This window comes from Rhodococcus sp. PAMC28707 (genome assembly GCF_004795915.1).
GTDB lineage: Bacteria > Actinomycetota > Actinomycetes > Mycobacteriales > Mycobacteriaceae > Rhodococcoides.
Genome location: NZ_CP039253.1, coordinates 1,571,933 through 1,592,235 on the forward strand (window position 1 = coordinate 1,571,933; position 20,303 = coordinate 1,592,235).

The 20,303-nt window shown below is 64.1% G+C and carries 15 protein-coding genes; 6 read left to right on the forward strand and 9 right to left on the reverse strand.

The features are described 5' to 3' along the window. Positions 1–72: 72 nt before the first annotated feature. The gene (locus E5720_RS07130; protein WP_247596297.1) at positions 73–807 is read left to right on the forward strand and encodes a crotonase/enoyl-CoA hydratase family protein; all 735 of its coding nucleotides are present in this window, start codon (positions 73–75) and stop codon (positions 805–807) included. A 49-nt stretch (positions 808–856) separates the two neighbouring features. Here the strand turns inward: E5720_RS07130 and E5720_RS07135 are convergent, their stop codons facing one another. From E5720_RS07135 to E5720_RS07160, 6 genes are all read right to left on the reverse strand, one after another. Continuing rightward, entirely contained in the window at positions 857–1,603 is a 747-nt protein-coding gene (locus E5720_RS07135; protein ID WP_136170073.1) for an FAD-binding oxidoreductase, read from the reverse strand. 71 nt (positions 1,604–1,674) lie between these two features. Beyond that, entirely contained in the window at positions 1,675–2,100 is a 426-nt protein-coding gene (locus tag E5720_RS07140) for a helix-turn-helix transcriptional regulator (protein ID WP_136172503.1), read from the reverse strand. Positions 2,101–2,105: 5 nt separating this feature from the next. Continuing rightward, positions 2,106–3,290: a molecular chaperone DnaJ gene (dnaJ, locus tag E5720_RS07145; protein WP_136170074.1), complete on the reverse strand. Its 1,185-nt coding sequence runs from the start codon at positions 3,288–3,290 to the stop codon at positions 2,106–2,108. Positions 3,291–3,321: 31 nt separating this feature from the next. Next, positions 3,322–3,975, reverse strand: a complete 654-nt coding sequence (grpE, locus tag E5720_RS07150) for a nucleotide exchange factor GrpE (protein ID WP_136170075.1) — start codon at positions 3,973–3,975, stop codon at positions 3,322–3,324. After that, a complete protein-coding gene (dnaK, locus tag E5720_RS07155; protein WP_136170076.1) occupies positions 3,972–5,816 on the reverse strand; it encodes a molecular chaperone DnaK in 1,845 nt (614 codons plus the stop codon). The genes grpE and dnaK overlap by 4 nt, the downstream gene beginning before the upstream one ends. Before the next feature lie 244 nt (positions 5,817–6,060). Beyond that, entirely contained in the window at positions 6,061–6,558 is a 498-nt protein-coding gene (locus tag E5720_RS07160) for a Pro-kumamolisin, activation domain family protein (protein ID WP_136170077.1), read from the reverse strand. Between the two features lie 278 nt (positions 6,559–6,836). Here E5720_RS07160 and treS point away from each other — a divergent pair, with 278 nt between their 5' ends. After that, positions 6,837–9,017 carry a maltose alpha-D-glucosyltransferase gene (gene treS, locus E5720_RS07165; RefSeq protein WP_136170078.1) on the forward strand — a complete coding sequence of 727 codons (2,181 nt, stop codon included), beginning with the start codon at positions 6,837–6,839 and terminating at the stop codon, positions 9,015–9,017. 8 nt (positions 9,018–9,025) lie between these two features. Here the strand turns inward: treS and E5720_RS07170 are convergent, their stop codons facing one another. The 3 genes from E5720_RS07170 to E5720_RS07180 form a co-directional block, all read right to left on the reverse strand. Next, entirely contained in the window at positions 9,026–10,483 is a 1,458-nt protein-coding gene (locus E5720_RS07170) for a dynamin family protein (RefSeq protein ID WP_136170079.1), read from the reverse strand. After that, entirely contained in the window at positions 10,480–12,291 is a 1,812-nt protein-coding gene (locus tag E5720_RS07175) for a dynamin family protein (RefSeq protein ID WP_136170080.1), read from the reverse strand. The genes E5720_RS07170 and E5720_RS07175 overlap by 4 nt, the downstream gene beginning before the upstream one ends. Before the next feature lie 69 nt (positions 12,292–12,360). Next, positions 12,361–13,842 carry an IniB N-terminal domain-containing protein gene (locus tag E5720_RS07180; protein ID WP_136170081.1) on the reverse strand — a complete coding sequence of 494 codons (1,482 nt, stop codon included), beginning with the start codon at positions 13,840–13,842 and terminating at the stop codon, positions 12,361–12,363. Between the two features lie 256 nt (positions 13,843–14,098). On the opposite strand from E5720_RS07180, the gene E5720_RS07185 reads away from it, so the two are divergent. The 4 genes from E5720_RS07185 to E5720_RS07200 all read left to right on the forward strand — a co-directional run bounded on the left by E5720_RS07185 (position 14,099) and on the right by E5720_RS07200 (position 20,229). Then, positions 14,099–15,865, forward strand: coding sequence for an Hsp70 family protein (locus E5720_RS07185; RefSeq protein ID WP_247596202.1), 1,767 nt, complete (start codon positions 14,099–14,101; stop codon positions 15,863–15,865). A gap of 8 nt (positions 15,866–15,873) precedes the next feature. Continuing rightward, complete coding sequence (locus E5720_RS07190; protein ID WP_136170083.1) at positions 15,874–17,949, forward strand: helix-turn-helix transcriptional regulator; 2,076 nt, start codon at positions 15,874–15,876, stop codon at positions 17,947–17,949. 97 nt (positions 17,950–18,046) lie between these two features. Beyond that, on the forward strand, positions 18,047–19,165 hold the full coding sequence (locus E5720_RS07195) for a hypothetical protein (RefSeq protein WP_136170084.1): 1,119 nt from the start codon (positions 18,047–18,049) through the stop codon (positions 19,163–19,165). Next, positions 19,162–20,229, forward strand: a complete 1,068-nt coding sequence (locus tag E5720_RS07200; protein WP_136170085.1) for a hypothetical protein — start codon at positions 19,162–19,164, stop codon at positions 20,227–20,229. Before E5720_RS07195 ends, E5720_RS07200 begins: the two co-directional genes overlap by 4 nt. Positions 20,230–20,303: the final 74 nt, after the last annotated feature.

Below are 20,303 nucleotides of genomic sequence, written 5' to 3' on the forward strand. Positions count from 1 at the left end.
AGCGCGCCGGAAATCGGAACGGAATCACCGCACGCACTCGTGGAGAAACGCGGCCAAGTCCTCATCGTGACGATGAACCGACCCGAAGCGCGCAATGCACTGAGCGGCGAGATGATGGCCATCATGCGCGACGCCTGGGATCGCGTCGATGCCGACCCCGATATTCGGGTCGCCATCCTGACCGGCGCCGGCGGCGCGTTCTGCGCAGGCGCCGACCTCAAAGCAATGACCAGCACTCACCCAGGTGACAGTTTCAGCGGCGGCGGATGGGACCTGTCGAAGATCGAGGCCCTACTCAAAGGCCGCAGGCTGACCAAGCCGCTCATCGCAGCCGTCGAGGGCCCCGCCATTGCAGGCGGTACCGAAATTCTTCAGGGCACCGATATTCGCGTCGCAGGTGAAAGCGCCAAGTTCGGTGTCTCCGAGGCAAAATGGGGACTCTTTCCACTCGGCGGATCCGCGGTGCGGCTCGTCCGTCAGATCCCGTACACGATCGCGGCCGACATCCTGTTGACCGGCAGGCATATTCGCGCTGCCGAAGCCAAGGAGATCGGGCTGATCGGTCACGTGGTCCCCGACGGTCAGGCGCTGGAGAAGGCACTCGAACTCGCCGAACTCATCGCCGCGAACGGCCCGCTTGCCGTGCAGGCGATTCTCAAGACCATCCGAGACACCGAGGGACTCCACGAGGAAGAGGCGTTCAAGATCGACGCCGAACTCGGAGTAGCGGTATTCAAGAGCCTCGACGCCAAGGAAGGGCCGCGGGCATTCGCCGAGAAGCGAGCCCCGGTGTTCGAGGGTCGGTAGCGCCCCACCCGTAACCACGAGGATCCGATAGCCGAGTGCTTCGCTCGAGTCAGCGCTGGACCGCCTCCATCGGCGTTCCATTGTCGACCAATGCCGACAGCGTCGCAGATTCCATGCCCGGCGAACCACACACCAGAACCTGATGACGGTCGAAGGGCCCCTGGACGGCGATGACGTCGGCGAGGCTGCCTTCCCAGCAGTGCTTCGCCCCGAACTTCGCGTCAGGGTCCGCGACGTGTGCATTGATTGCCTCATGCCACCTGTCCGGCGCCCATGGGTCCGCCAATTGATCCACCACCGGCACAACTTTCAGCCAGGGCAGTTCGGACGCAAGGATCCACAGCAGATCTGCGGCGTACAGATCGCTGGGCGATCGACCACCGAAGTACAACGTCACTCGAGGTGGCGACGGACGACGCGTCAAGTCGAGAATGAGCGAACGCATCGGCGCCAGCCCGGTTCCTCCGGCGATCATGACGACATCTCGACCGGAGTCGTCGATGTGAAAGTTGCCGCCCGGATTGCGGAGTTGCCACACGTCACCCGGGCGGGTTTCGTTGACGATCGACCCACTGACCCAGCCCGCCGGCACCGCTCGAACATGAAATTCGAGCTTGCCGTCCGCCGACGGCGGAAGCGCCGAGGAATACCGTCGAGACAGTGTTGCGTTCTGCGGCACCACGACCTCTATCGACTGTCCGGCTCGAAATGGAACGGCGTCCCCGACTAGGCGGACGACAGCCAAGTCGTTGCGTAGTCGGTTGTACTGGACCACTTTTGCGTTCCACATCTGCATGGCATCAAGGATAAGCGGTCTCACAGCCTGCGCGCGATCAGCCGATAGCTTCCGGACTTCGACATGGATGCTCAGCGTTGGTGTCGAGGTTTCCAGACGACCAACGCGCTGCGTTGTACGGGAACGAGATCGCGTCGATAACCCACGTGTACGTTCGCCAACTCCTGGGCGAGTTCGGTGACACGTGTCTGCAGCGCCTCGACCTGATTGGTCAGTTCGATGATCCGCTTGATGCCTGCCAGGTTCACGCCCTCGTTCTGCGAGAGCCGCTGCACTTCGCGCAGCAATGCCACATCGCGCGGCGAGTAACGCCGTCCCCCACCGGTAGTGCGTTGCGGCGTCACCAACCCCAAACGGTCGTACGTACGCAGGGTTTGCGCGTGCATGCCTGCGAGTTGGGCCGCGACCGAGATGACGAACACCTGGGCATCGGGGTCAGTGTGACCCGATCCTGGAGTGGAGCCTGCGGAATTACCCGGTCCTGGTGTGGGAGGCAGTGTCACTACGCACCTGCCCACCCGGCCCGCGGGTCGAATCCGCTGGCCTTCTCGGCTTCCAGATAAGCGTGCAGTGCCTCGATGGCGGGATCGTCGAGTTTCTGCGGTACCGCGACCTTGACGGTGACCATCAGGTCACCTGCGGTTCCGGTCTTCTTGGGAACTCCTCGTCCGCGAACACGCAGTACACGTCCGTCGACTGTGCCCGGTGGCACCTTGACGCCGACTCGGCCGTCGAGGGTCGGGATCGACAACGTGGCTCCGAGGACCAGTTCGCCGTAGCTGACCGGCACCGTCACGGTGAGATCGTCGCCGCTGCGGCCGAAGACCTTGTCGGGCCGAACCCGGACTGTGACATACAGATCGCCCGACGGCGCCCCACGCAGACCGGCTTCGCCCTGGCCTGCCAACCTGATCTTCTGGCCGTCGGACACTCCGGGCGGGACACGCACGGTGATGGTGCGCGTGCGGTTCTGCACTCCGGTACCGCGGCAATCCTGGCACGGATCGTCGATGATCGAACCACTTCCGCGGCAGTCGTCGCACGGCTCACTGAACCCGAACGCGCCTTGGTTGCGGTTGACCACGCCTGCACCGTTGCATCTGGGGCATACGCGCGGGCTGGTTCCTGGTTTCGCACCGCTGCCGTGACAGGTGGTGCACGAGGACGGGCTGGTGAGTCGCAGGGGAACGGTGACACCTTGCGTGGCTTCACGGAAACCGAGAGTGGTCTCGGTCTCGACGTCGCTGCCCCGTCGTGGACGGTTGCCCGCGGGGCGCTGCTGCGTCCCACCGCGGTTGAACAGTCCACCGAAGATGTCGCCGATTCCGCCGTCGCCGCCTCCGGCTTGACCGAAGATGTCGCCGACGTCGAAGGTCTGGCCGCCACCACCCCCGCCGAATCCGCCCGCACCGGGGCTGAATCCGCCTCCGCCCTGGCCGAATCCACCGGAAGCGAAGAGTCGACGGGCCTCGTCGTACTCCTTACGTTTCGCCGGATCGATGAGAACCGACTTGGCCTCGCTGACCGCCTTGAAGCGACGCTCGGCCTCGACGTTTCCAGGATTGGCGTCAGGATGGTTGTCCTTGGCCAGCTTCCGGTACGCCTTGTTTATCTCGTCTGTGGACGCGTTGGAGGAAACGCCCAGTTCCTTGTAGAAGTCCTTCTCGATCCACTCCCGCTGGCTCACCGGGCGTTTCCTCCTCTCACGCTATTTTTGTTTACTGCCCCTCGGGAGCATCGGCTCCCGAATCTTGTGACGCATCATCGACCACACCGACCATCGCAGTCCGCAGGACGCGATCGCCGAGCTTGTAACCCGGACGCATGAGCGTTCCGATTACCGGATAGTGATCTTCACCCTCATGGGACACAGCTTCGTGAACCGAAGGGTCGAACTTGTCACCGACGGCGCCGAAAGCAGCGAGGCCGATGTTCGCGAAGACGCTGGCGAGCTTGTCCGACAGTGCTTTGAGAGGCCCGGTCTCGAGATCCCCGTGTTGGCGTGCCCGCTCGAGATCGTCGAGCACGGGAATCAACTGGGAGACGACGGACGCTTTCGCGTTCTCCGCTCCTACCTGCTTCTCGCGGTCGGTCCGACGACGGTAGTTGGCATACTCTGCCGACACCCGCTGCAGATCGGCGGTGAGTTCCGCGATCTGTGTATCGCGAACGTCCTCCACCACCTCTACCTCGACATCCCCTTGGTCCGCCGAGCCGGGCTGGGGTGCAGCCCCGGTGCCCACTAGGGGCTCCGGAACTGCATCACCTTCCCGAACTTCACCGGTCTCGGGATCGATCTTTCGCTTGTCCACGAAAGTGACCGGTTCCTTCTCGGAGTTAGGCAGATCGTGATCGCTGTCGCGGGGCGTCACTTCTTGTCCGTGTCGTCGGCGGGCTCGTCCACGACCTCGGCGTCGACGACACCGTCGTCAGCAGCCTGAGCACCGCCCTCAGCGCCGCCTTGCTCGTTGGCCTGAGCCTCGTAGATGGCGGTACCGAGAGCCTGCGACTCCGTGGACAGCTTCTCAACTGCAGTCTTGACTGCCGAGATGTCGCTGCCGTTCAGAGCCGACTTCGCCTCTTCGATTGCCGATTCGACGCGTCCCTTGAGAGCTGCGTCGACCTTGTCCTCGTTGTCCTTGACGAACTTCTCCGTCTGGTGAACGAGGGACTCGGCCTGGTTGCGTACCTCGGCCTCTTCGCGACGAGCCTTGTCCTCGTCGGCGTGAGCTTCCGCGTCGGCCACCATGCGGTCGATCTCTTCCTTGGACAAGCCGGAGCCGTCCTGGATCTTGATCGTGTTTTCCTTGCCGGTGCCCTTGTCCTTGGCCGTGACGTGCACGATGCCGTTGGCGTCGATGTCGAAGGTGACCTCGATCTGGGGCACACCGCGAGGGGCCGGTGGCAGATCCGTCAGCTCGAAGGAGCCGAGGAGCTTGTTGTGCGAAGCAATCTCGCGTTCACCCTGGAAGACCTGGATCTGCACCGAAGGCTGACTGTCGTCAGCAGTGGTGAAGGTCTCGGACCTCTTGGTCGGGATGGTGGTGTTGCGCTCGATGAGCTTGGTCATCACGCCACCCTTGGTCTCGATACCGAGGGACAGCGGTGTGACGTCGAGGAGCAGAACGTCCTTGACCTCACCCTTGAGCACGCCTGCCTGCAGTGCGGCACCGACGGCCACGACCTCGTCCGGGTTGACGCCCTTGTTGGGCTCGCGTCCGCCGGACAGTTCCTTGATCAGCTCGGAGACCGCTGGCATACGCGTCGAACCACCGACGAGTACGACATGGTCGATGTCCTTGACGGCGATGCCGGAGTCCTTGACCACTGCCTGGAACGGCGCACGAGTGCGATCGAGCAGGTCGGAGGTGATCTTCTGGAACTCCGAGCGGCTGAGCTGCTCGTCGAGGAACAACGGGTTCTTGTCGGCGTCGACCGTGATGTACGGAAGGTTGATCGAGGTGCTCTGCCCGGAGGACAGTTCGATCTTCGCCTTCTCGGCAGCTTCACGCAGACGCTGCAGGGCCATTTTGTCCTTGGTCAGATCGATGCCGTTCTGAGCCTTGAACTTGTCGACGAGCCAGGTGACGATCCGCTCGTCCCAGTCGTCGCCACCGAGGTGGTTGTCGCCCGAGGTTGCACGGACCTCGACGACACCGTCGCCGATATCGAGCAGGGAGACGTCGAACGTGCCGCCACCGAGGTCGAACACCAGAATGGTCTGCTCGCTGTCGCCCTTGTCCAGGCCGTATGCGAGTGCAGCCGCGGTGGGCTCGTTGACGATGCGCAGGACATTGAGGCCGGCGATCTGGCCGGCTTCTTTGGTTGCCTGACGCTGCGCGTCCTCGAAGTAAGCGGGCACGGTGATGACCGCGTCGGTGATTTCCTCGCCCAGGTAAGCCTCGGCGTCGCGCTTCAGCTTCTGCAGCGTGCGCGCACTGATCTCCTGTGGCGTGTACTTCTTACCGTCGATCTCCACGTTCCAGTCCGTGCCGATGTGACGCTTCACGGAACGAATCGTGCGGTCGACGTTGGTGACCGCCTGGTTCTTCGCGGGCTGGCCGACGAGCACTTCACCATTCTTGGCGAAGGCGACGACCGACGGTGTGGTGCGTGATCCTTCGGAGTTGGCGACCACAACCGGCTCGCCGCCCTCTAGGACGGACACAACCGAGTTGGTGGTCCCGAGGTCGATACCGACCGCACGAGCCATAATGTTTCCTCCTGTTATTGCTGTGAAAAATGCCTAGCTGAGTGAACTGCGCTCAAGTCTGCAAGACAAGTTCTCGTTCGTCAAGCTGGACTTGAGCCTCATCCACTCAAGGCTGTCGAAAGGGTTAACGGAGCATGTGCGCAATTTGTTCCCGGCACCCTTTTACACACGCCGTCCTACGCACAAGACTGCGCCGTGACGGCAGTGCCGTCACGGCGCAGGATCGAGGTGAAACCGTCCGTGACTACTCCTCGACGTCGGCAGGCGCCGGTGCGCAATCGACACTGAGCAGGCCGACAGCGACGTTGTTCGAGTAGTTGACATCGAGCTGCGGTGAGAACACCGCCACACCACCCGGGCGCGAGACCCACTCGGTTGCGCCACTCGGCACGATTACCTTTTCCGTCTTACCCGGATCGACCTTCTCGACAGTGGCGGCACCGTTGACATCGGGCAGCACCGCATAGTTGACGGACACCGCAGATGCGGCACCCTTGCCGACGTTCTCGACCGAGATCTCCAGCGCGCCGACCTTCTCCCCCTCCGGCTTCTTGTCGTCTTTCGCCACGCACGCCGTTCCGATCGTGACGACGAGGTCGGGTGATTCGGCGGCCGAGGAACCGAAGGGACTTACGGGTGCTTCGGGCTCCGCGGAGGCGATGGGCGCCAGGACGACCGCACCCATGGCGGCGGCAATAGCGGCTGTCGAGGCCAGGACGGTGGCGCGGGCGATGTGACGCATGAGGGTCTCCTGTGAAAGATGAGGTTGGTGTTGCAGTTGATGTTGTTGTTGCCAGATTGACTATTACCTATGCGAACCAGACATTCCATACCAGGCGGTCTCGATTGAGTGACGCTTTACTCACCGGTCGATCACGTTCTCCCAGAAGAACATCGATGTAATTCAGGAGCCGAACATCTTGCCCCGGGTTTCGCCTGCGCCCCGACCGGGGATATACCAGACTGCGGACCGTCCGTTCCCTACGTAGGGTTTGAGGAAAAGCGAGGCTACGGAGGCATATGGATCCCGAAGTGCAGCACGAACCAAGCGAGATCACCTACGACGAGAAGTTCTATCCAGCCAGACCTCGACCGCTCCGCCCCTCCGTCCGTCGGGCCAACCGGATCGGCAACTCCTCCCAGGACAGCGATCCGACCGCCGCCAATGGTGAATACGTCGAATGGCTCACCGAGCAGTCGATGCTGAGGGATGCCAAACTCATCGCCGAACAGCTCTCCGGCAAGGGCAGCATGTGGCAGAACCCCTATGCCGACCCCAACCCACGGGGAGCAGTCGAGCGCGCCCCGGTCTGGTTCACCGCCTACCCGATCTCGGTGATCAACGCCCCGCAGACCAGCTTTCTGCACACCCTGGGCAGCGAAGAACTCTGGCAGGCCTTCTCCGATATCGGCATCACCGCCGTCCACACCGGACCGGTCAAGGTCGCCGGCGGTATCCACGGTTGGAAGCCGACGCCTTCGGTAGACGGTCACTTCGATCGCATCGGGATGCAGATCGATCCCGCGTTCGGCTCGGAGGAAGAGTTTCGACGCCTGTGCGTCGTCGCCGCCGCATACGAGGGCATCGTCATCGACGACATCGTCCCGGGGCACACCGGCAAGGGAGCGGATTTCCGCCTCGCCGAAATGGCGGTCGCCGACTACCCGGGGATCTACCACATGGTGGAGATCGAGCCGGAGGACTGGCATCTACTACCGCGCGTCCGTGCCGGTGCCGACTCGCAGAACATCGACGCCGAAGCCGAAGCCAATCTCGCGCGCGCCGGCTACATCATCGGTCAGCTACAACGCGTCATCTTCTACGAGCTCGGAGTAAAGGAAACCAACTGGAGCGCAACAGCTCCCGTCGTCGGCATCGACGGCATCGAGCGTCGCTGGGTGTACCTGCACTACTTCAAGGCCGGGCAGCCGTCGATCAACTGGCTCGACCCGTCGTTCGCCGGGATGCGCCTGGTGATCGGCGACGCATGCCACTCCATTGCCGACCTCGGCGCCGGCGCGCTGCGATTGGACGCCAACGGCTTCCTCGGCGTCGAGCGTCGCGCGGAAGGCCCCGGCTGGTCCGAGGGGCACCCTCTGTCGGAGGCCGCGAATCATCTGATCGCCAGTGTGGTGCGCAAGATGGGCGGATTCACCTTCCAAGAGTTGAATTTGACGATCGACGACATCAAGGCCATGAGCGAGAACGGCGCCGACCTGTCGTACGACTTCATCAACCGACCCGCCTACCATCACGCGCTCGTCATGGGGAATACCGAATTCCTCAGGCTCACCATGACGCTGTGCCGTGACCACGGCGTCGACCCGGCCTCGCTGGTGCACGCACTGCAGAACCACGATGAACTGACCTTCGAGCTCATCCACTTCGCAACGCTGCACGCAGAGGACGAGTTCAGCTACTGCGGCGACGTCGTGAAGGGTTCGGATCTGGGCAATCTGATTCGGTCCGATCTCACCGATCGACTCACCGGACGTTGGGCGCCGTACAACCGAACCTTCACCACCAACGGAATCGCTTGCACCACAGCCAGTGTCATCACCGCTTCACTCGGAATCCGCGATCTCGATCGGATGGACGAGTCCGATATCGACACCGTCAAAACCGTTCATCTGATGCTCGCGATGTTCAACGCCCTGCAGCCGGGCGTGTTCGCGTTGTCGGGTTGGGATCTACTCGGTGTGCTTCCTATCGACGCCGAGGACGTCGCGGATTTGATTCGCGAAGGCGACACCCGCTGGATCAACCGTGGCGCGCACGATCTGATGGACAGCTTCCCCGACGCGGTCCGCTCGGAATCGGGCATACCTCGTGGCCGCAGCCTCTATGGTGCTTTGCCTGCACAGCTGAAGGATCCAAACTCGTTTGCCAGCCAGCTCGGTCGAATCATCGAGATTCGCAACAGATTCGGCATTGCGACCGCGCAACAACTCGATGTACCGACCGTCTCGCACAAGGGACTGTTGGTGATGGTGCACGAACTGAGTCAGGGCACCATTCAGGCAACGGTCATCAACTTCTCCTCGGACGAGGTAGCGGCCACCATCCAGTCCAAGTTCCTGACTCCCGGCGCGGGCGTTTTCGACATGTTCGACGACTCGGAGCTCGGCCTGGTCGACGAGCTCAACAGCTTCCCGATGACCCTCGCCCCGTACCAGGGGGTGCCGGTCATCCTGCGCTGACGCGCGGATCAATGCGTCACGGCGACAACACCTTCTGCGCTGCGCGCCGCAATGGCGCAGGCGCGCGAGGTGAACTGATCGAGCAGTGGATGCTCGGAAAGTCTGCGCCACTTCGAGATCGCGTCGAGCGCCCTGTCGCGGCGCTCGGCCGGTCCGGAGTCCGGATCCAAGCCGAGCCGGACGGCGGTGTCGATGCCATATCCGCCGATGATCCGCTGCAGTTCCGCGAGGTCACCGTCGGGCAGTTTCGGGACGGTGGATCGTAGCCGTCCGAGCAGCCGTAGTTCTTGAAAGCCATGCACGTCGGCCAGCATCCGGCCCGCTTCGGCTCGAAAGACTGCGGACTGCGCAATCGGCCGAGATTCGAGAATGCGCTGCAGCGCAACGAGTGCCGAATGTAGTTTCAGCTGGTCCGCACGTTGACCGAACTGCACGTCGATCACCGAGCGCAGTTCGCTCAACCCGCTCCGTTCGGTCAATTCCGCTGCCAATGTCGGCGAATCACGGACGCCGAGTTTGATCAGAGTGATCGCCATCCTGATTCCGAACATGCCGAAGCGATCGACGATCGACGCGCGCAGATCCGCATCGACCGGAAGCAGTCCGGGCCGCGAGAACCGGTCGGCCGACAGCATCGCCAACGCCAGATCTTTCTCGGGCACACCTGCCAGGGTTTCGAAGGCCGCGAACTCCGACTGCCGCAATGTTCCAGCGGCCAGCGCGAGCAACCCCGCAACCGGCACGACGGCCTGGCACAGTCCTGTCGATTCCAACTCCGCAGCGAACCGAGCCGCAACCTCGTGTGCGGACATCATCGCGTCCATCCGGCCTGCCCCGACCTCGTCCGCACGTGAGAGAACTCCGATCACACCGAGCGGTCCCGACTCACCGCCGACATGAGCACCGATCTGACTGAGGAAGCTCACGTCGGTAGCGTTGAGCGTCCGCATCAGATACACGACGGCGTCGGCCCCGGAAGACGAGTTCTCCGGCGCCAGCATCGACAACGTGCGAGCCGACACGTCTCGGGAGAGCGAGGAGGTGCCGGGCGTATCGATGATGGTGCTGTGTGTCAGGGCGCGCGCGGGCCACTCGACTTCGAGACGGTCGACATCGGACGCCGTCAGATCGCCGAGGTCGAACGCCAAGCGTCCGTCGCGGCGCTGCACCGGCACGTGTGTGGACTTGTCTCCGTCGTACCAGGCTGTGACGTTCGGACTGGCACCGTTGCGATACCAGGTGACGACCTTGGTGCATTCGGTGGCGTCGGTCGGCGCTATATCTTGCCCGACAAGAGAATTGAGCAGTGTCGACTTACCGGCCTTGAGCGACCCGGCGAGCGCGACGCGCAGCGGCTGGCCCAGCCGATCCAGTACCTCGGTCAGTGCGGCAGCGGCGTAGGTGTCGATCGAATATGCAGCGCGTGCGGCGGAGATCAGCTCACGGGCATCGGCGAGCGGTGTCACTGCGCTCGGCCGTTCGGCACTAGAGCGCAGGCACGCTCGTTCAGCTCCGCGACGACCTTCATCTCCCGATCCAAATGCTCTATCCTCGTTGATCTTTCGGCCGTTTCGACGGTTTCTGCGTCCTGGGCTGCGCGCAGTGAATCGTTGAGCGATCGCAGCGTCTGCTCGGCAATGGAGGTGAAGTGATCGCGCAGCACCCGCTGAATCAGGCGTAGCCGATCCTTCGATTCCTTACCGACCTGAAAGCTGACGTCATCGGTGAAGCGGCGAATCGCGATCTTGGCTTCCGAACGACGAGCCCTGACCTGATTTTCTTTGTCCTCCTTGTACGCCTTGGTGCCCAGCAGCACGCCCGCACCGATGGAAATCGGATTGAGCAAACTGAGCCCGACGAAGGTGGTGATGAGCCCGAACATCAGCACCCCTCCATACGATCCACGCATTCCGACGAGGACTTTCTGGGTGATCCCGGTCTTCCCCGTCTCCAGATCGGCAAGCGAGGCAACGGGTTCGAGGATGTCGTCGAGATCGCCCAGATCGAGATCGGGCAGCGCGACGGAGCCGGCGGCCGCGAAGTGCTCCGCGACGAGCTCGGACAACCACAGCGCACGGTCGTGTGCCCACACGAAGTTGTCACCCACCGATGCGGCGATCTGCTCTTCGAGCCAGTCACCGAGCTCGAGCCAGTCCGAACTCGGATCCCCACCGTCCACGGTCTCCTCTGCCTCGCGTGTCACTCGACGCAGTCGATCACGAAGGTCGTGGTCGATATCCGCGGCGAGGTCGGCAATACCGTCGGACAGGGTGTGCTGCCACTGCGAGGTCTTCTTGTGCAGCTCCTCGGCCGCCACTTTCGCCCGTTGCAGTCCGGCAACAGCTGCCTCGGCTCGCTGCGGATCGCGTAGTGCCGCAAGCTCACTCGACATTGCCAGCGTGAGATGCTCGGTGACCGACCTGATATCGAGCGAGACGGCAGCTCGCGTCGTCGCATCGGCGCGCGAGAGGACGCTCTCGCGGAGGAACGTGTAGAGCTCGGGAAATCCCGACTCACTGTTCAACTCCTCGTCACTGAGCCGAAGTGCGTGTGATCGCAGCAAGGAAGACAGTGCGATGATCGGCACATCGAGGCCTTCACGAGCCAGGTGAGCGAGGTTGGCGTCGACGATCTGCCGCCAGTGCGGATAGAGATCGGTCTTGGTGACCAACAATGCAACCGAAGGGCAGAGGCCGAGAACCTGTCGGAGAAAAGACACTTCGGGCTCGGTGAGCTCGCGACTGGCATCGGAGACGACCAGTACCGCGTCTGCGGACGGAATCAATCCAAGTGTGCCTGCGGCATGCGGGTTTCCATGGCCACCCACACCGGGAGTGTCTACGAGCACGAGCCCGTCGGCCAGTAGCGGACTCGGTACATTGATCTCGAGCCGAAGGACCTCGCGCGATTGCGCCCGAGGATCAGCAGGGGTGATGGTCTGTAGTTCTTCGAGCGGTACTTCGACCCGAACGGCCTCGTTGCCTGGATCGGCAAGCACCAGTTCTGCATACGGACGTTCCGAGTTCTGCACAACGGTGGGGATGGCGGTCGTCTCGTCGTCACCGACCGAACACACGTCGAGATTGAGCAACGAGTTGACGAACTGGCTTTTTCCCTGTTTCAGAGGCCCGACGACGACGATGCGCCTTCTGGGATCGAGCACTCGCTCCTTCGCGAGTTCCACTCTCGACACGAGATCGGACCGACCGACACTCTGCGCCACTTCCGCAGTGCGATCGAGCAAATCGGCCAGCTGCTTCGATTGCCCGTCCATAGCCTTCTTTCCGATACACGTTCCTTCTCGAGCATTCGGGTGAACTCTAACGACAGAGCAACCGCATCGTTACGGGTCGAGCAGATCGGTGTGGTGATCACCGGTCGACAGGTCGGCGACCGACTGTGCCGAGCTGTCGAAGTCACCGTGCAGACCGGTGTCCGAGTGCAGACCCGCGTCGGACTGTGCTTGTCCGAAGATGCTCGAATCTATGCCGGACCAGGCGCTCGAATCGAAGGCCGAGGTCGAATCGAACGATCCGGATGCGCCGCCCGTGATGCCGCCGGTGACTGCACCGACCATGTCGGCTCCACCGGCAGCGGCGCCGGATAGATCGGCGGACAGATCGGTAGCCGAGCCGAGCCCACCACCGACTGCGCCTGCTACCCCTGCGCCCGTGGAGACAGCCGCGTCGGCACCAGCGGATGCGCCGGCGTCGATGGTTCCGGCTACGCCGCCGCCGATGTCCACTGCACCCGCTGCTGCGCCGTCGAGCGCGCCGGTGAGCGAGCCACCCAGCTCGCCGCCCAGGTTGCCGAGACCTCCGGCAAGGCCGCCGCCCAGCCCGGCAAGCCCGGACAATCCGCCGGTGACCCCCGAGCCTGCTTCGCCGACGGCGTCGATGCCGCCGTCGATTCCACCGGCAATGCCTGCGCTTGTAAGACCACTGAGGTCGAGATCACCGGATCCTGCGACGCCGCCCGCGGCGCCGAGAGCCGATCCGAGTGCGCCGTCGAGAGTTGCTCCGAGTTCGGTACCGGCACCGAGGATTGCGCCGAGGTCGAGTGCACCGCTTGTGCCGAGAACTCCGTCGAAAGCTGCTCCGAGACCTGCTCCGGCTTCGCCACCTACACCGAATGCGCCACCGAGGACACCTTCGAGCGTGGTCGAAACTCCGGCCTGTCCGGAAGCGTCGATTGCGGTGTTCAATGCAGCGGTCAGGCTGCCGACGACGCTGATGTCCAGATCGAGGGCAGTACCGAGGGCGCCGCCGACGAGGACACCGATGTCGGCATTCGCGATTCCGGCGAGGTCGAGGTCTGCCAATGCGCCGGCGTCCAGTACGGCACCGAGCGCTGCGCCGAGGTCGGCCCCGATGTGTCCGCCTGCGGCGAGAGCTGCACTGAGCGAGGCACCGATTTGGACCGCGATGTCACCGGCCAGATCGACCTCGCCGCCCACGCTGCCATCTACACCACCACCGATGCCGCCACCGATGAGTCCGCCACCTGCAAGTCCTCCGCCTGCGACGGCACCGGCTGTCAGTCCAAGGCCGGTCGATAGTCCACCGCCGATTGCACCGCCACCGGCCAGGCCGCCTTCGATGCTTCCCGTTGCGCCCGCACCGAGGATGGCCGAGAGCTGCGAGCTTGCTCCTGCGAACAGCCCTGACTCGGCTACCAGGGGGGCAACCGCGACGATGTCGGCATGGCACACATCCCCCAACCCTGCCGCGGCCAGCGCGATATCCGGGTTGGCGCAGTATGCGGCAGCTGCCTTGTCGTCGCGGAGCAGGCTGAGGATGAAGTCGAGTACTGCGTTGGTGGCCATGTGAAGTGGCTCCATTCTTTTGCTCGGTCTTTCGTGGTTGATCACAAAGCTATGTGCCGCCGGTTCCCGGCAGAACGGGGCCGATCCCCCTAGTCGAACCAGCGGGCCTAGGGGTGAGCCGTTAGGGGATTCGGAGCTGTTGGGGGATTTCCCCTTCGATACCGCTTCACCTGCTGTGAGACGTAACGAAAGGTGCGATGCTTCCGACACAAGATCGAATAGGACGTGCGGATCGAACAAGAAGCCGGAGATGAAGATGAGCGCAGGGCTCGGCATACGGATTGGAACAGCTGCCTCGGTGGCTGCCCTCGATACTTCCGAAGATCCCCACGCGCCCCGCGACTTCGCCACCGATGAAGCAATGCTCACCGTCACTCGCCGGTCCGCTCTGGACCTTCGCCCCGGTGCCGCTCCCAGCCTCGCCGGGCGCCAGAATCGCCAGAGCCGCCATCTGATCAGCGGATTCGCCGACCGCGTCGGAGACCCCGTTCCCGTCATCGACGAGGACGGACGGTCGCATCAGGCCGAGGACCTCTTCGCCACTGCCACGCGGGCCCTCGTTGCCGAAGCGTGTGCGGGCACTCCCTGCGATCCCACCGTCGTGGTCACTCATCCCGACCGGTGGTCGACCTATACGACCGACGTTCTCCGCGGCGCTTTGGAACGTGCAGGCGTTCCCGATGCGACGCTCGTCCCCGACTCGGCCGCGGCCATGCGCTGGCTCGAGGGTTCACGCGGCGCTGCGAGCGACGGCCTCGTCGTCATCTACGACCTCGGCGCCTCCTCCCTCGATATCACCCTGATGCGCACCGGCGCCGAATCCGGAACCATCGGAGCCGGAGCCAACTCCACCGACTTCGGCGGAGCACAGTTCGACCACCTGATCACCGAGCACGTCCTCGACACCGCGGCCAGTAGCGCATCGTTCGAATTCGACCCGTTCGATCCCGATACCGTCGGCGCCCTCGTCGAACTTCGTGCCCGCTGCAGTGAGGCGAAGGAAGAGCTTTCTTCGGAGACTGCAACGACGCTGACCATCGACCTTCCTTCTGTGCACACCGAGACACGGCTCGTCCGTGGCGAACTCGAAGACTTGATCCGCCGCCCGGTCCTCGATTCCATCGAGCTGATTCGCGACGTGCTGCACACCTCCGGCCTCGACGTCTCCGATGTGACTCAGGTCCTCCTCATCGGGGGTAGCTCCAGCATTCCCCTTGTCGCCGAACTTGTTTCCTCACACCTGCGTGTTCCGGTGGTCACCAGTCCGCATCCGGACCGCATCCCCGCCATCGGCGCAGCATTGCTTGCCAACGAGATGGCCCGCGCGGCTGTCCTCGACGCTCCGGTTGCCGCTGCCGTCGCGCTCACCCGGCCCGCGCCGCGCCCAGCGTTCGCATCGCCGGCTGCCACGTCCGCGACCGAATCGACCGGAGCATCCGGCCGCAGGAAGGTCGGTATCGTCTTCGCTGGCGTTGCCGCGCTCGTGGTCATCGCCGGTGGCGGATTGTCCGTAGGAACCGCGTTGACCACCGAGGATGCGCCGGTCGATTCGGTGTCGGAGAACAGCACCGGAGCCAGTACGTCGGCGGTAACTGCCGCCACCGTTGCCGAGATGGGCACGGCCGCAAACGGTCTACCTGCTCCGACCGTGGCTGCCGACGGATCGCTGATCCCGGCACCGGGAACGGCTATCGCCGCTGACGGCTCGGTCGTCTCCGTTCCAGGATCCGCCGTTCCGGCTGCCGCAGTCGGAGCACCCGGTGCCCCTGCCCCGGTGCCGGGCGTCTTTGCGCCGAATGTGCCCGCACCGAATGTGCCCGCACCGAATCCGCAGCTCCCGGGATACACACCACCGGCCTACACACCACCGGCTTACACCGGTCCTGGTTTGTCCGACGCCGGAGATGCCGCAGGGAACGTGCTTCAAGGCGTCGGCCAGGGCGTCGGGGGTGTTGTTCAGGGCACGGGCGATGCGGTCGGTGGCATCGTCGGACTCGTTCCCCCGTTGCTCGGCAACAAGTAGCAGCTTTCGTGCTGACCAAGTCCGACATCGCCGCCCGGGCAACCAATGCTGGACGACCGATTTCGCGCGCGCTGGCCGGGACCATCCTGACCGCCACCGGTGGATGTGAGAATACCGTCGACGTCGCGCTGGAGGCCAGTAGACGTGTCGACGCGGACATGTCGGTCACCAAGGTCGTCGTCGACGCTGTCCATGCTCATCGAGTGATGTACCTCGCTGCGTTGACTCGCGCCGAGCAGAGTGTGGTCGCGCTGGCTCATTTCGGCGCCGAATCCGACACCGAAGTGCTGACCGAACTCATCGAGGGATCCACCGATCCGGCAGCAGTTCGCGAGAGTGCAGTAGCGGCAGGCGTATTGGCACAGGAACCTCCCTCACTGTCCGGTGTCACCGAGGTATTACTCGCCGCACTCGGCGCACCTCGACTCTCTGAGATACTTACTTCCCTGCTCGAATATCGCTGCAAGACAGACACTCTCGACGTCGCTATGGCAGTGACTATCGTCGGTGCAGGCGTTCGACATCCACAGTTGGCGTACTTCCTCACCGTCGAAGCTGATCGCGCAGAGCCCAAATCGGCCGCGACGCTGTATTCGTGTGCCGTCGACGCGGGCGCCGAACCACTTCCCTTGGCTGCGCGAAGGGCCGATGTAGCAGCTGTGCTCGGCGATCTCGATGCAGCCGAGCGATTCGGTGATCACATCCTCGAGCACAGCGATTCGGTGACTGCAGGCCAATTGCGGACAGCGATAAGGACATCGGCCACCGTTGCTGCCGAGCGGGGCATGACCGAGCGTGGACGTCAACTCTACGAGTGGCTCGGCCCCGAACGCGCAGGAACGGACGCCCCACTGGCCGCCGTCGTCGCCTCGGTGGCAGGCGTCGTGCCTACCGGTACGGCTGCGACTACAGCACCGCCCACGTCGGCGACTGCTGCGCTGACCCTGCTGAACAGTGGACTACAGCAGTCCATCACTGCGGAGTCGACGGCCGAGACCACCGCTGCGACGAACACACTGATGCGCGCGGTGTCACTGTCCGGCGCCGACGTCAGGCGAGCGGCCCCCGAGACTGCGTCGGCAACCGCCATCTTGTTCGCGCTTCACTGTGGCGATCTCGGGCGCGTCGAATCGCTGGTGTCGCGGTCCACCGCACCCGTGCAGCATCCGAGCGGCACCAGAATTGCATTGCTCCACACCTGGGCGAGCATGCTGTCCGGTGATGTGGCAGCAGCAGCAGCCCGCATCGAGACGATGCGGATCCCGTCTTCGCACAGTCGAAATCGACTCTTCTTCCACGCGATCGGAGTCGGGCTGGCCCGCCGGTCCGGTGACCGAGGGGCACTGATCAATGCTTGGGAGGAGGCGCAGGACGTCATCGCCGAATACTCGGCCGACTTGTTCTCACTGCTACCGATCGGTGAACTCTGGCTCGGGTCCGTGCGGGTGGGTCAACCCGACCGCATGACGCATCTGCTTGCGCAGGTCGAATCCGTACTTGCAGGCCTGGACGAGCCGAGCGCCTGGGCGTCGGCATTTCATTGGTACGGAGTTCAGGCCGCCATCGCTGCCGAGAACCCCACCGAACTGGTTCCGCATGCGCGGGCACTCGCCTCGGCAGCCGAATCGAACCGGTACAGCGCCACCCTCGCATCCGCCGGTCGCGCCTGGTTGGGCGTACTGCAAGGCCATCCGAACGTATCCGACGTCGAAGCGGCGGCCCACTCGCTCACCCAGTTCGGATTGTCGTGGGACGGCGCCCGCCTCGCCGGCGAAGCCGCACTGCGCGTCGCCGACACCCGAGCTGCGACCACATTGCTCCAGGTGGCTCGAGCACTTCGCCAGCCCGTCGCGTCACCGAGCGCGGAAACCGCAGAACCGAAAGGTGCGCTCAGCGCACGCGAGGCAGAAGTCGCGGAAATGCTCGTCCTCGGCATCACCTACCGCGAAGCAGGCAATCGGCTCTACATCTCTGCCAAGACCGTCGAACACCACGTCGCGCGCATCAAGCGGCGCCTCGGTGCGGGCACACGCTCGGAACTGCTGTCGATGCTGCGTGGGATGGGCTACGGAACTACTGTGTAGTCGTGCGCGGGCTGTGTAACTTCTGCGGGCCTGCACACGACATCTATCTCAGTACTCCGCCCACAAGGCATATGTAGACGACGAGGTAGCAGTAGCGATGATAAATCGGTCCGCCGAACCGGTGCAGGCCCATCCGCCCGCACACGTATTACCCGACGTCGGCATGTACATCGACAATCAGCGCGCGATCGCAGCGGTATCGCGGGCCGCGCATTCGAGTCCTTCCCTGCACGTCGCCTCCCTGCACGACACTGTTCTCTACGTCCATGCCGACGGTTCGGCTTCGCTCGGTCGAACCGTCGACCCCGATGCGGTCGAGTTCACCGGATTCGTCGACGCGATCGGTGAAGAAGCATCGAGTGATCATGCCCCCGGCGACCTCGTCGCGATGGCACTTCGGTGCCTTCTCGCCGACGTCGCCCAGTCCATCGGCACCCCGGTGGACACGCTCGCAGCTGCGGCGACATTCCCGGCCCGCTGGACGGCGGAACAGGTCTCGGCAGTGCGGATGGCCATGAGCCGCGTCGGCCTCGACCACGTCGCACTCGTCTCCGAGTCCGAAGCGCGCGCAGCCTGGGCAGGAGGACTCGATGTCAGGTGGGCCGGATCGGATTCCGGTATCGCAGCCGCACGTGGCGCTGCGGTGCTCGCCGCCGAGTTCCCCATCGAGGCAGTGACCGAGGAAATACCGCTGCGGACTCCGGTGCGCCCACTGTGGACACGCACCCCCATCCTTGCGGCGGCCGCGTTCGCAGCCCTGCTGACGCTCGGCGCGGGCCTGACGGCACTGTTGATTCAGGACACTTCCGGGCCGTCGATTCCAGAGATCGACAGCGCACAGATCGCCGAGGCCACCGTTCCGATCGTCCGACCGAGTTCGCAGATTCCGTTCCCCACGGTCGTACCGTTCCTCGAACCATCGACCGCACAGATCCTCGCCCCGACCCCTGCGCCCACCACTGAGCCCCCGAAACCGCCTCGGACCTCGGACGTCGTCACACCTCCGACGACCGAGCCCGCCCCGAAGACCTCGGTCGAAACCAGGCCGGAAACGACCACGCCGAAGACCGTGGAGCCGGACGTCGACAAGCCGGAGGTGGTCGTGCCGAGCCCGGAGAAGCCGACCGATCCGATCGATCCGGAGAAGCCCCCGGAGTCCGGCGGCACCACCCCGGACAGTCAGCAGGACGACACCATGGCGAAGCCGACACCATGACCGGATACCTGGCGATGACGATCGCCGACGGAGTGTCGGTGGCAGTCCATCGACGTACCCGAAGCGAGCACCCGTCGGTATTCGTCACCGACACCGCCCTGTCCTACTCCGGCGACGGCACCGCGCGACTCGGAGCCGACGCGTCAGCGGACTCGACGCCCCTCGTCGGATTCTTCGGCCGCGTCGACGAGCCAGAGGACAGCGGTCAAGAGTTCCGCGCCGAAGATCTCGTCGCGACCGCCGCCTTCTGCCTCGTGAACGCGGTGACCGCCGAGCACGGTGGCACCGTGCCGCACGCAGTCCTGACACACCCGAACACCTGGAGTTCTCGCGCGATCGACTCGGTGCGGGACGCCCTCGACCGCGTCGACCTCGATCAGGTCACGCTGATCTCGGACGAGTCTGCTGCGCGGGAATTTTTTCGATCGAACTCCGGTGACCTCGACCAGGTCACCGTCACCCGCGGTGCGCTGGGAATCGTCGAAGCCATGTACCCGGTCCCAGCAGATTCGGCCGATACCGACGCACTGCCCGTCGTCACTCCCGCGCCCGCCTTGGCATTCTCGGAGGCGATCCCGGTGCAGGGTCCACCGGCGCACGAAAGTACACAGTCGACGGAATCACCGAACTCCAAGCGCCCCATCGCCATCGTGACAGCGGCTGCCGTCGCGCTCGTTCTCGTCTCGATCGGTATCGCCGCGGCCATGGGTGCATTCAGCGACGGAGCCGGCGTCGCTCCCCCCACGATCACCGATGCGGGCGCCACACCGACAACCGAATCGTCGCCGACGCCTGTCCCCGCCGCTGCCGTGCCGATTCCGACCTTCGGCGCCCCACCCAGCGAATTGCCGAGCCCGGAATCGGTGCCGACTCCTGCGCCGCCGAATCCTGCGCCGCCGATCGTCGAGACGATTCCGGCGCAGCCACTTCCCCCGCCCGCCCCGGAGACCGTTGCGCCCGATCCGGTCGAACCCTCATTACCACCCCCGCCGACGAAAACGCAGCCACCACGGCTGACTTTTCCCGACTTCACGTTTCCCGATCTTTCCCTGCCAGGCCGCTGACCATACCGTTCATAAATTTTTGTGACCTATGGCCTAAGGTGGGGCGCTGACGGCCAGCACCTGATGAAGGGATT